The following is a 12,321-nucleotide window of genomic DNA, read 5'->3' on the forward strand; positions in this document are numbered from 1 at the left end:
CCTCAGTAATCGGATTCTGGGGTTTCTAGAGCTTTCAACACGTCATACAGCGCATCGTCCATGCCACGCGGACGGAAGTCGCTGGCACCGAGCGCGGCAATGCGCACCTCGGCGGTCAGCAGCACTTCGCCTTCGCGACGGACCGATTGCGCGAACAGCAGGCTGGCCCGTCTGCATCGCAGCAACACCGCCGACACTGACAGCGCGTCGTCGAGCCGGGCCGGCTTGAGGAAATCCAGTTGCATCGAGCGAACCGCAAACACCAGGTCGTGCTCCTGGCGCATACGCTCCTGCCCGTAACCGAGCGCGCGCATCCACTCCGTGCGCGCACGTTCCATGAAGGCAACGTAGCGCGCGTGGTAGACCACCCCGCCGGCGTCGGTATCTTCCCAGTAGACGCGTGTCGGCCAACTGAATACCGGCGGGGATTGGGGATTCGGGAATCGGGATTCGATGGTCATGGGCACGGAGCTTCGTTCGGGACGGCCCAGGTTGGCGACCAACAGAGCGTTCTCAAAACAGGTCTCCCGGTTCGCCGATGCCCGGGGCGCGGTCGCGCGGCGGTTTCAGGCCCAGATGCAGATAGGCCTTGGGCGTGACCATGCGGCCGCGCGCGGTGCGGACCAGAAAGCCCTGCTGGATCAGGTACGGCTCGATGACATCTTCCAGCGTGCCGCGCTCTTCCGACAGCGAGGCGGCCAACGATTCCACGCCGACCGGGCCGCCGTCGAAGTGCTCGACGATGGTGCGCAACATGCGGCGGTCGAGCTCGTCAAAGCCTTCCGGGTCGACCTTGAGCATCTGCATGGCCGCCTGCGCCACCGGCAGATCGATATGCCCGGCCGCCTTGACCTGTGCGTAGTCGCGTACGCGACGCAGCAAGCGATTGGCGATACGCGGGGTACCGCGCGCGCGGCGTGCGATTTCCGCCGCGCCTTCGGGCGTGCAGTCGATGCCGAGGATCGCCGCCGAGCGGATCACGATGCGGGTCAGTTCCTGCGGGGAATAGAACTCCAGCCGTTGCACGATGCCGAAGCGGTCGCGCAGCGGTGCGGTCAGCAACCCGGCACGCGTGGTGGCGCCGATCAGGGTGAACGGCGGCAGATCGATCTTGATCGAACGCGCAGCCGGGCCGTCGCCGATCATGATGTCGATCTGGAAATCTTCCATCGCCGGATACAGCACTTCTTCCACCACCGGCGAGAGGCGATGGATTTCGTCGATGAACAACACATCGTGTGGCTGCAGGTTGGTCAGCAGCGCGGCCAGATCGCCGGCCTTTTCGATCACCGGGCCGGAGGTCACGCGCAGGCTCACGCCCAGCTCGTTGGCGATGACGTGACTCAGCGTGGTCTTGCCGAGCCCGGGCGGGCCGAAGATCAGCACATGATCCATCGCCTCGCCACGCGCCTTGGCCGCCTGGATGTAGATCTCCATCTGCTCGCGCACCGGCTGCTGGCCGAGATAATCGGCAAGGCGCTTGGGACGAATGCTCGCATCGGCGGCGTCGTCTTCGCGGGTGGAGCTGCTGGCGATGATGCGCTGCTCGGTCATCCGACCATCTTCTCATGCCGCGCGCGGATGGCCCAACCTCTAGAGCTCAAGCTCGGCTTGCCGTAGTACGCCGAAGAACGCATCGAAGCTCGCGGCGCGCCAGGTCGGCACCAGACCATCCCAGGTCTCGAAATAGACAACCTCCGGCTCGTGCTGCGGCCCGCGCGCACGATAGTCCAGGCACAGCAGGCTATCGACGTTGTGGCAGGCCAGCACCAGCACCCGATCCAGGCCGGCGTGCAGGCAGGCTGCGGCACTGAAGTCAGTCCGGTCTTCGAAGGCATCGGCAAAATCCAACACGCTGCGGATGTGCGCCAGCGGCGGCAGATCGCGATCCACCAGCACGCATTCCCAATCCACATAGCGATCGGACGGAAAGCGGGTTCGCGGCACCCAGCACCAGCCGGTGTCGCCGCCGTCCTGCACGGCGTACAGCCGCTTGAGCAGCGCCGGCAGTCGCACGCCCAGCCGTGCCTCGGCCGCGGCGAAGGCCTCGTCGTCCGCAGCGGCCGCCTGTGCGTTCCAGTGGCCGGGGCCGCTCCAGAACGTGGTCACTGCCGGTGGCTGCGGCTGCCAGTGCACAGCGTCCCCATCGTGCCTGGCCTGCAAAGCGGGGGACCAGTACACGACATCGACCAGTTGCGCCAGCAGATCGTCCACATTGGCGAACACGGCCAGACGGCGCTTGTTGCCCGCATCGACATAGACCAGGGCGGGCTCGGCATCCGATGCGGAGTAATCCAGGCACAGCGCGCGGCTGGGCGAACGATCATCGGCTGCGATGGCGATCAGGCGGCGGTCGTCGCCACATTCCGCCAAACCGTCATAGGCATCGTCACGATAGTCCTGGCCGGCGCGCACCTCGGCAAAGGAGAACAGGTCTGCACAGCCGAGCAGGCGCGCACGCGGGATCAGCCACTCGGCCTTGAGCCAGTTGTCCGGCTCTTCAAGGGACTGGCCGCGTGCCATCTGCACCGCGCCACCGTCATAGCGCGCGTACAACTCCAGCAGCCAGCCCGGCAGGCGAACGCCGAGCCGCGCCTGGGCCGCTGCGATCGCAGCCTCGGTCGCCGGCATGCGCCCGAGGTTGAGTGGTTCGTCCCAGAAGGTGTCCAGGCTGGGGGAGCGCCCGTAGACCATCCACTTGAGCGCTGCCATGCCTAGATCTCGACTTGTGCGCCCAGCTCCACCAGGCGGTTGCCGGGGATGCGGAAGAATCCGGTGGCCGGGGCGGCATTGCGATGCATCAGCGCGAACAGCTTGTCGCGCCAGATCGGCATGCCGCGGTTGGCGCTGGCCACGATGGTCTCGCGGCTGGCGAAATAGGTGGTGTCCATCGGGTCGAAATAGATCCCGCCCTGGTCGCAGGAGCGCATCAGCGCCAGCGGCACGTCTGGGGTCTCCATGAAACCGAAGCGCACATGCACACGGTAGAACTCGTCGCCGATCGCGTCGATCTTCAGCCGTTTCCCGGCGGCTGCGTACGGCACCTGCAGGGTCTCCACGGTCAGGAATACATTGCGCTCGTGCAGCACCTTGTTGTGCTTGAGGTTATGCATCAGCGCGTGCGGCACCACCATCGGGTCGGCGGTCAGGAACACGGCCGTGCCGGGCACGCGCACCGGCGGCGCCAGCATCAACCCGGGCAGGAAGGTGTCCAGCTTGATGCCGTCCTTGCGGATCTCGTCGTGCAGCAACTTGCGGCCGCGGCGCCAGGTGCGCATCAGGGTGAACAGGATCAGGCCCAGCAACAACGGGAACCAGGCGCCGTCCAGGAACTTGATGATGTTGGCGTAGAAGAACGCGCAGTCCACCGCCAGGAACACCAGCGCGAACAACCACAGCAGCGGCGCCGGCACGCGCGGGTTGGCGCGCGCGTAGATGATCATCAACACGGTGGTGATCAGCATGGTGCCGGTCACCGAGACGCCGTAGGCGGTGGCCAGCGAGGCCGAGTCGCCGAAACCGATCACTGCCACCGCCACCAGCGCCAGCAGGCACCAATTCACCGCCGGCACATAGATTTGTCCGATGGTGGAGTGCGAGGTATGGCGAATGTGCATGCGCGGGATGTAGCCGAGCTGCATGGCCTGGCTGGCCACCGAATAGGCGCCGGTGATCAGTGCCTGGGAGGCGATCACCGTGGCGGCGGTGGCCAGCACGATCATCGGGTACAGCGCCCACTCCGGCACCGCCTCGTAGAACGGGTTGCTGACCGCGGCCGGATTGCGCAGCACCAGCGCGCCCTGCCCCAGGTAGGTCAAGGTCAGCATCGGCAACACCACGAACTGCCACGAGCGACGGATCGCCTTGGCGCCGAAATGGCCCATGTCCGCATACAGCGCTTCGCCGCCGGTCACCGCCAGCACCACCGCGCCCAGCACGAACACCGCATGCCAGTTGTGTTGCGCGAAGAAGCGCACGCCCCACCACGGATTCAGTGCATGCAGCACTTCCGGTGCGCGGGCCATGTTGTAGACGCCGATCGCGCCCAACGCGAAGAACCAGAGCAGGGTGATCGGCCCGAATGCCTTGCCGACACGTTCGGTCCCGAAGCGCTGCGCCAGGAACAGCATGCCCAGCACCACCAGGGTAATCGGCACCACGAACGGCTCCAGCTTGGGCGCGGCCACCTCCAGGCCTTCCACTGCCGACAGCACCGAAATCGCCGGGGTGATGACGCCGTCGCCAAAGAACAGCGAGGCACCGAAGATGCCGAGGATGCCGACCACATACATCGAGCGCGAACCGCCAGGCAGCGTGCGTTGCGCCAGCGCGGTCAGCGCCATGATGCCGCCCTCGCCGTCGTTGTCGGCACGCATGATCACGGTGACGTATTTGAGCGTGACCACCAGCATCAGCGCCCAGAACACCAGCGACAGGATGCCCAGCACGGTGTCGTGGTCCGGGGTCAGTCCGTAGTGCGGCGAAAACGCTTCCTTGAGCGTATACAGCGGGCTGGTACCGATATCGCCGAAGACGACGCCGATCGCGCCGATGACCAGGGCGGTCTGGCTATTGGCGGGCGCGTGGCTGGAGCCTGCTGATTTGGGGGTGTGGGACATGAGGTGGGCAGTTTTCGCCAGACAGCGTGAAGATGATGAGGGAGACAGCACCTGTCGCAGGTGCCTGCACCGAGGTCACAGGCACCCAAGGTACGGGCTGGCCGCGGGCAAGGATGCGCAGTGTACGGGCCGCCCCTGTCGATGCCGAGTGCCGGCCGCGCCCGCTTTGCGGCCTGGCAATGGATCGCGCCCGCGCCTAGCGCAGCGCGGCTTGCAGCGCCTTGCGAATGACCGTCGCGACCTCGTCGCCTTCTGCACCGGCGTCGCGCGCCATGCGGGCGGCCTCGGCCGGCTTGTAGCCCAGCTGTTGCAAGGCCACGGTGGCCTCGGAAACGGCGTTGGGCCCCAGCTGGCCGGTGATCGGTGCGCCGCTGCTGAAATCGGCCGCACGGTCGCGCAGTTCCACCACCATGCGCTCGGCAGTCTTCTTGCCGATGCCGGGAATGCGCGTGAGCGCGGTGATGTCACCACTGGTGATCAGGCGGGCGAACTCGTCGACACTGACCCCGGACAACACCGCCAGCGCGATCTTGGCGCCGATGCCGGTGACCTTCTGCACATCGCGGAACAGCCGCCGCTCGCCTTCGCGCAGGAAACCGTACAGCGACACGCTGTCTTCCTTCTGCGCGTAATGGGTAAACAGGATCACGTCGCGACCGACATCGGGCAGGTCGTAGAAGGTGCTCATCGGCGCCTCCAGCTCATAGCCGACCCCACCGACATCGATCACCAGCCACGGCGGCTGCTTGTAGGCCAGGATCCCGCGCAGACGGCCGATCATTGGGCACCGCCTTGGCAGTGCCGGGAATGGGGAATCGGGAATGGGGAATCGAAACAGCGTGCGCTGCTCTGGACCCTGCTCTTGCGATTCCCGATTCCCGATTCCCGATTCCCGATTCTCATCTTTTGCGGCTCCAGGCCTGTTGGGTATTGACGCCCAGGCGTTGCGCGGTGGCGCGGACGTGGGCGTGAGTGATGGCGACCGCCAGTGCGTCGGCGGCGTCGGGCTGCAGCTTGCCTTTCAGGTTGAGCATGATGCCGACCATGTGCTGCACCTGCACCTTGTCCGCGCCGCCCTTGCCGACCAGCGCCAGCTTGACTTCGGTGGCGGCGTACTCGTGCACCGGCAGGTCGCGCATGACCACCGCGCAGATTGCCGCGCCGCGCGCGTGGCCGAGCTTGAGCGCAGAAGCGGCGCTCTTGCCCATGAACACCTTTTCGATCGCCACCTCATCCGGCCGGTAGGTCTCGATCAGCTCGCCCAGCCCCTGCAGCAGCCGCTTGAGCCGCTGGGAGAAGTCGCCCTCGCCCAGCAGCATCAACGGCGCGTGGTGCACATGCCGGCTGCGACCGCCCTCGTCGATATCGATGATGCCGATGCCGGTGCGCTGCGAACCGGGATCGATGCCCAGGATGCGGGTCATCTAGAAGCCGGGAATTGGGAGTCGGGAATCGGGAATGGGTAAAGCGGCCGACTGGCGTGCTCGACATTGCCGAGCGATGCAGGATGCTGCCGTTTCGATTCCCGATTCTCCATTCCCGATTCCCGGCGCCTTAGGCGCCAAGCGCCGCTTGATCGACGTTCGAATACACGTCCTGCACGTCGTCCAGGTCTTCGAGCATGTCCAGTAGCTTGCGGACCTGCACGGCGGTATCGCCGTCCACGGCGATGTCGTTGTCGGCGCGGAAGGTGATTTCGGCGTGTGCCGGTTCCAGCCCGGCGGCGACCAGGGCGTCCCTGACCTGGGCGAAGGCGTCCGGGGCGGTCAGCACGTCGATGGCGCCGTCTTCCGGGTACACCACCACATCGTCGGCGCCGGCTTCGATGGCGGCATCGGTGAGGGTGTCTTCATCGATGCCGGCAGCGAAGCTCAGCACGCCCAGGCGCTTGAACATGAAGGCCACCGAGCCCTCGGTGCCCATGTTGCCGCCGCATTTGCTGAAGGCATGGCGCACATCGGCCACGGTGCGCACGCGGTTGTCGGTCAGGCAGTCCACGATCACCGCCACGCCGCCGGGCGCGTAGCCCTCGTAGCGCACTTCTTCGTATTCCACCCCTTCCAGCTCGCCGGTGGACTTCTTGATGGCGCGCTCCATCACGTCCTTGGACATGTTCGACGACAGGCCCTTGTCCATGGCGGTGCGCAGACGCGGATTGTTGGACGGGTCGCCGCCACCGGCGCGGGCGGCCACGCTGATCTCGCGGATGATCTTGGTAAACATCTTGCCGCGTTTGGCGTCGGAGGCGTTCTTGCGGCCTTCGATCGAGGGACCTCTACCCATGGGTGGTTCCAGACTGGCTTCAATGACAGGGCGCGGATTTTACCTGATTGCCTGCCTTCACCGGGGCAGCGCCATCCGCCGGCGCATGTTCACGGCTGGAAGCGGCCGGTGCGCAGAAAGGCCAGCGCCTGTGCGGCGGCTTCGGGCGAGCGCAACAGGCCGCTGTGGCTTGCCCGCACCACGCAATGGTCGCGCAGCCCGGGCAGGCGGGTTTCGGCCAGCGCCACGGTGCCGTCCGAGTCACCCTCAAGCGGGGCGAGCCAGCGGCCGATCCCGCGCGCCACGTTGCCGGCCACCTGGCCGATCTCGGCCTGGCCGTCCCAGCGCACAAAGCCCTGTTGCAAGATCGCGGCGCTGCGGCCCATCGCCCACAGCCCGCCACGTTGCGCCAGCCCGCGCGCAGCGGCACTGCCGCACAACGGCGAGCCCAGGCAGACCACGCGACGCACCGCCAGGTCGGGGGCATCCTGCAGTGCCTGCAGGGTCATCAGCCCTCCCAGGCTGTGACAGACCACCAGCTGCGCGCGGCTGGCGCGCAGGCGTTCGATCAGACGCGGCACCGCATGCGCGGGACCGCCGAGCACGCTGGCGTACCCGAACAGCGCAGGCGCCAGCCCGTTGGCACGCATCCGCCGCGCCAAGGGCAGCAGCCAGTGCGCGGTGTTCCAGATGCCGTGCACCAGCAGCACGTCGGCAGTCGCGGCACGTGCTCCCTCGCGCTGACTGCGCCGCGGCGCGGCCGGGCTGGTGGGTGATGCGCTGGACACTGAGATGGTTACCGGCAGAGGGCGTCAGAGGCGTGTGCGTTGCGCGCTGGACGCCAGAGCGAATGCGCAAGGGCAACGGACGGCAGCACTGGTGCGACTAGTCCGCTGCCAGCACCGGGCTGCGCCGCAGGATGTATTCGCGGTCGACGATCTTGCCCACCGGAAAGTCGTATTCGCCCACCTTTTCGAAACCGTAGCGGGCGTAGAAGCGTTGTGCGCCGAAATTTTCCGACCACACGCCAATCCACAAGGTGCGTGGGCCTTCGCGCTCCAACCATTGCAGCGCAGTTTCGAACAATCGGCTGCCCCAGCCGCTGTTCTGATAGTCCTTCAGCAGGTACAACCGCTTCAGCTCTCCGTCGCCGGGACGCACCTGATCATGCGGCAACCCGCACGGGCCGGCGGCTGCGTGGCCGACCAGCAGGTTATCCATCTCCAGCAGCCAGATCGCGTAATCCGGGTGCGCCAGCACGGTGCGCGCGCGCTCCACGGCATAGGTCTCTTCCAGAAAACCGCGCAAGTCCTCTTCCGGATACAGATGCCCGAAGGTTTCGGTAAAGGTCTGCGCGGCCAGAAGCGACAGCGCTTCGGCATCGTCCGGCGTGGCGCGGCGAATGCGGGTCATGCGGGCCCCTCTGGCAAGTCGACGCGGCAGCTTCTCGCATGCTGCGGCGTTGCTGCAAGTGGGGAATGGGGAATGGGGAATGGGGAATGGGGAATGGGGAATGGGGAATGGGGAATGGGGAATGGGGAATGGGGAATCGGGAATCGGGAGAGGGGAATAGGGAATCGTTCGAGCGCCCCTGCGGGTCGGGCATCAGATGCGTCTGCCCGGCTGGTGGTCTTACCAACCCAGAGGCCTGGTTGCCGCGTCCGTTGGATTGCCGCGCGTGTCGGAGCGGCACGCAAAAAAAAAGCGCTGCGTCACCTGCTAGAGCTTGGGCGCAGTTGCTGGGCAAGCACTCAGGATTTCGGAAAGTCGCGGTGCGCGATTGCCTGGCAGTTACTTGCGCACGCCACCCTGCGCGTGCAGCTGTTCGATACGCGCCTTGAGTGCAGCGCGGATCGGTCAACAACGCCTTGCGCGCAAGCTGCGCGCTGCGCATGGACACACGGCCGCGCCATGGCGTGGCCGTGTGTCCATGCAGGGTCGGTCAGACCTGCTTCGGGCGCACCTGTACGTGCACTTCGGCGAGCTGGTCGGCAGCGATCGGCGACGGGGCGTCGGTCATCAGATCCTGCGCACCGGTGGTCTTGGGGAACGGGATGACGTCGCGAATCGACTCTGTACCGGCCATCAGCGCGGCGATGCGGTCGATACCGAAGGCGATGCCGCCGTGCGGCGGTGCGCCGTAGTTCAAGGCATCCAGCAGGAAGCCGAACTTGGCGCGCGCTTCTTCGGCGCCGATGCCCAGCAGTTCGAACACTGCGCTCTGCATGTCCGGGCGATGGATACGGATCGAGCCGCCGCCGATTTCGTTGCCGTTGAGCACCATGTCGTAGCCGCGCGAGACCGCGGTGCGGGCGTTGGCGCGCAGGTCGGCAATATCGTCCACCGCCGGTGCGGTGAAGGGGTGATGCAATGCGACGTAACGCTGCGCCTCATCGTCCCATTCGAACATCGGAAAGTCGGTGACCCACAGCGGCGCCCAGCCGTCGGCAATCAGGTTGAAGTCCTTGCCGGCCTTCAGGCGCAGCGCGCCCATGAAGTCGGACACCTTGGTGTAGCCGCCGGCACCGAAGAACACGATGTCGCCATTGCCGGCGCCCACGTGCTTGAGCAGCGCGGCGAAGGATTCCTCACCGAAGAACTTGGCGATCGGCGAGCTGACCTCGCCGGTCTCCGACAGCTTGATGTAGGCCAGGCCCTTGGCGCCGTACTTGGCGGCGTGCGCCGCGTATTCGTCGATCTGCTTGCGCGACAGCGTGGCACCGCCGGGGATGCGCAGCGCGGCGACGCGGCCGTCGGCATTGTTGGCGGCGGCGGTGAACACCGGGAATTCGCTGGCCTTGACCAGCTCGGCCACGTCGACCAGTTCCAGCGCGATACGCAGGTCCGGCTTGTCCGACCCAAAGCGGCGCATCGCCTCGGCCCAGGTCATGCGCGGGAACTGCGCAGCCAGCTCCACATCCACCACTTCCTTGAAGATGGCGCGGATCATGTCTTCGACGAAATCCTGCACGTCGCGCTCGCGCACGAAGGCGAATTCCATGTCGAGCTGGGTGAATTCCAGCTGGCGGTCGGCGCGCAGCGCTTCGTCGCGGAAGCAGCGCGCGATCTGGTAGTAGCGGTCGAAGCCGGCCACCATCAGGATCTGCTTGAACAGCTGCGGGCTCTGCGGCAACGCGTAGAACTCGCCCGGATGCATGCGCGCCGGCACCAGGAAGTCGCGCGCGCCTTCCGGGGTGGCCTTGGTCAAAATCGGGGTTTCGATGTCCTGGAAGTCGCGCGCATCCAGATGCCGGCGCAGCGCCTGCACCAGCTTGATGCGGGTGCGCTGCATGCGCTGCATTTCCGGGCGACGCAGGTCGAGGTAGCGGTACTTCAGGCGGGTTTCTTCGCCCGGATTCTCATGCGCGTGGAACGGCAGCGGCGCGGCCTTGTTGAGGATGCTGATGCGCGTGGCGATCACTTCCACCTTGCCGCTGCGCAGCTTGTCGTTGACCGCATGACGCGCGCGCACCACACCTTCCACCTGCAACACGTCCTCGTAGCCCAGGCTGGCGGCCACCTTGAACAGCTCTGCGCTGGCGTCGTCGCCGGCCACCGGTTCCACCGTCACCTGCACGATGCCTTCGTGGTCGCGCAGGTCGATGAAGCACACCCCGCCCAGGTTGCGGGCCACGTCGGTCCAGCCGGCGAGAGTGACGGTTTGGCCGATCAAGGTCTCGTCGACCAGGCCGCAGAAGTGGGTACGCATCGAAAGCTCCGCTGAAAAACCGACGCAGGACAGCGCCGGAAAGCCGGATATTCTGGGGCCGCCGGGCGACAGGAGCAAATGCGCGGGCGCTCATGGGCGCTTAAGTCAGTGCCCGGCTGAATAGGCGCCACGACCCTCCTGCACCAAGGACGACACGATGCTGCGCACTGCCCTGCTGCCCTGCTGCTCTCCGGCTTCGGCCTGATCACCCTGACCGGCGCATTTGCCAGCGTCACCGCCAGCGCCCAGGAGCGTGGCTGGAATGGCCCCAGCATCACCTGCTCCAGCAACGACAACCGCCGCCGCGACTGCGATACGCCATTCCGCGGCCGCGCGGTGCTGGTGGAAAATATCTCTGGCACGCGCTGCATCGAAGGCCGCAATTGGGGCAGCGAGCGCGGCCGGATCTGGGTGGACAACGGCTGTCGCGGCCGTTTCGTCGAAGCCCGCAACGGCGGCGGCTGGGGCGGCGGCAATGGCCCCGGCGGCGTTGGCGGGGTCGCTGGAACGGTGCGCTGCGAGAGCAACGACCAGCGCCAGAAAATCTGCGATACCGGCTGGCGTCGCGCCATGTTGGTGCGCCAACTCTCCAATACGCCTTGCGTGGAAGGCCGCAACTGGCGCCAGGAAGGCGGCCGGATCTGGGTGGACGACGGCTGCCGGGGCGAATTCGCGCAGGCCCGCGGTGGCGGTGGCTGGGACGGCGGCTATGGCGGCCGCGACGACCGCCCCGGCAACGGCTACGCCATCACCTGCGCCAGCGACGACCGGCGCCTGCGCACCTGCGCCTGGGATGGCCGCTATGGCCGCCCGGTGCTGACCCGCCAGTTATCGGACACGCGCTGTGCGGAAGGCCGCACCTGGGGCTACGACGATCGTCGCGCCACGGTGTGGGTCAACGATGGCTGCCGGGCGCGTTTCGAGGCGCGTTGATGCACCGGCCGCGCAGGCTGGCTGCGTAGGACTGGCCTGCGCGCCTCGGCGAGACGCCGGCGCCAGCGCTCTAGATGACTGCACGCTTGCAGGCGGACGCGGCTGTCGGATGCAGTCATGGCGATCCCCGGAAGTGCGGCCAACGGCACGCGCGACGCGTGTCGGAGCCTTGCGGCAACGCGCCAAGCATCACCACAGGTTTTGCCGGGACTGCGCCGGGCCCGGTTCACGCGGGCGTATCGACACCGGCCCGGCCAGCGAGATCGTCCACCGCGCCCGCTCAGCGCGCTTGGCACGCGCTACCGGAGAACGTCGTCCTGACCGCGGCGAACGCTGATTGCATGGCGCGGCCGTCTGGCTGGCGGCAGGCACCCACGCGATTCGCCCTGACACAGCCGGCAGCGCAGTGCTCGACGTGGAGTCGTTGCGGCGCGCAACGCCGCGCGGAGCGGCGCAACCTGCGCGCCGCGGCAACTCATGCCGGATCGGACGCGGGCTTGGCGGCCAGCTTGCTCTCCGCGGTTGCCGCTGGTTTGGCATCGCCACCGGCGCTGCTGCTTTCGGTGAGGTTCTTCTTTTTCTCGCCGGCCGATTTGAAGTCGGTCTCGTACCAGCCGCTGCCGGACAGGCGGAACGACGGCGCGGTGACCTGGCGCTTGATCGTGGCCGCGGCGCAGGCCGGGCAGGTTTGTGGATCGGGGTCGGCCATTTTCTGCAGACGGTCGAATGCGTGGCCGCAGGTAGTGCACTGAAAACCGTAGATGGGCATGGCAGGGATCAGCTGAAGACGTTGCAAGG

At 66.7% G+C, this 12,321-nt stretch carries 12 protein-coding genes; 1 reads left to right on the plus strand and 11 read right to left on the minus strand.

The window, feature by feature from the left end:
* Window positions 1-2 precede the first annotated feature (2 nt).
* From ybgC to aspS, 10 genes are all read right to left on the minus strand, one after another.
* Entirely contained in the window at window positions 3-461 is a 459-nt protein-coding gene (gene ybgC, locus ACCQ03_RS15915) for a tol-pal system-associated acyl-CoA thioesterase (RefSeq protein WP_017169053.1), read from the minus strand.
* A gap of 52 nt (window positions 462-513) precedes the next feature.
* On the minus strand, window positions 514-1,554 hold the full coding sequence (gene ruvB, locus ACCQ03_RS15920; protein WP_041019372.1) for a Holliday junction branch migration DNA helicase RuvB: 1,041 nt from the start codon (window positions 1,552-1,554) through the stop codon (window positions 514-516).
* A 39-nt stretch (window positions 1,555-1,593) separates the two neighbouring features.
* On the minus strand, window positions 1,594-2,712 hold the full coding sequence (locus ACCQ03_RS15925; protein ID WP_209225562.1) for an SMI1/KNR4 family protein: 1,119 nt from the start codon (window positions 2,710-2,712) through the stop codon (window positions 1,594-1,596).
* A 2-nt stretch (window positions 2,713-2,714) separates the two neighbouring features.
* The gene (locus ACCQ03_RS15930; protein ID WP_017156654.1) at window positions 2,715-4,619 is read right to left on the minus strand and encodes a potassium transporter Kup; all 1,905 of its coding nucleotides are present in this window, start codon (window positions 4,617-4,619) and stop codon (window positions 2,715-2,717) included.
* Window positions 4,620-4,815: 196 nt separating this feature from the next.
* Entirely contained in the window at window positions 4,816-5,400 is a 585-nt protein-coding gene (gene ruvA, locus ACCQ03_RS15935; protein WP_209225564.1) for a Holliday junction branch migration protein RuvA, read from the minus strand.
* A gap of 118 nt (window positions 5,401-5,518) precedes the next feature.
* On the minus strand, window positions 5,519-6,043 hold the full coding sequence (ruvC, locus tag ACCQ03_RS15940) for a crossover junction endodeoxyribonuclease RuvC (protein WP_017156655.1): 525 nt from the start codon (window positions 6,041-6,043) through the stop codon (window positions 5,519-5,521).
* A gap of 130 nt (window positions 6,044-6,173) precedes the next feature.
* Entirely contained in the window at window positions 6,174-6,902 is a 729-nt protein-coding gene (locus ACCQ03_RS15945; RefSeq protein ID WP_017156656.1) for a YebC/PmpR family DNA-binding transcriptional regulator, read from the minus strand.
* A gap of 89 nt (window positions 6,903-6,991) precedes the next feature.
* Complete coding sequence (locus ACCQ03_RS15950; RefSeq protein WP_057686958.1) at window positions 6,992-7,669, minus strand: alpha/beta hydrolase; 678 nt, start codon at window positions 7,667-7,669, stop codon at window positions 6,992-6,994.
* Between the two features lie 97 nt (window positions 7,670-7,766).
* Window positions 7,767-8,294, minus strand: coding sequence for a GNAT family N-acetyltransferase (locus ACCQ03_RS15955; RefSeq protein WP_057686957.1), 528 nt, complete (start codon window positions 8,292-8,294; stop codon window positions 7,767-7,769).
* A 529-nt stretch (window positions 8,295-8,823) separates the two neighbouring features.
* Window positions 8,824-10,590 carry an aspartate--tRNA ligase gene (gene aspS, locus ACCQ03_RS15960; protein ID WP_209225567.1) on the minus strand — a complete coding sequence of 589 codons (1,767 nt, stop codon included), beginning with the start codon at window positions 10,588-10,590 and terminating at the stop codon, window positions 8,824-8,826.
* A gap of 138 nt (window positions 10,591-10,728) precedes the next feature.
* On the opposite strand from aspS, the gene ACCQ03_RS15965 reads away from it, so the two are divergent.
* Entirely contained in the window at window positions 10,729-11,523 is a 795-nt protein-coding gene (locus ACCQ03_RS15965; protein ID WP_209225633.1) for a DUF3011 domain-containing protein, read from the plus strand.
* Window positions 11,524-11,998: 475 nt separating this feature from the next.
* Here ACCQ03_RS15965 and ACCQ03_RS15970 read toward each other — a convergent pair whose 3' ends face one another.
* On the minus strand, window positions 11,999-12,292 hold the full coding sequence (locus ACCQ03_RS15970) for an FmdB family zinc ribbon protein (protein WP_209225569.1): 294 nt from the start codon (window positions 12,290-12,292) through the stop codon (window positions 11,999-12,001).
* Window positions 12,293-12,321 lie beyond the last annotated feature (29 nt).

Origin of the sequence: Xanthomonas sp. NCPPB 3569 (assembly GCF_041475645.2) — a bacterium.
Lineage (GTDB): Bacteria > Pseudomonadota > Gammaproteobacteria > Xanthomonadales > Xanthomonadaceae > Xanthomonas > Xanthomonas phaseoli.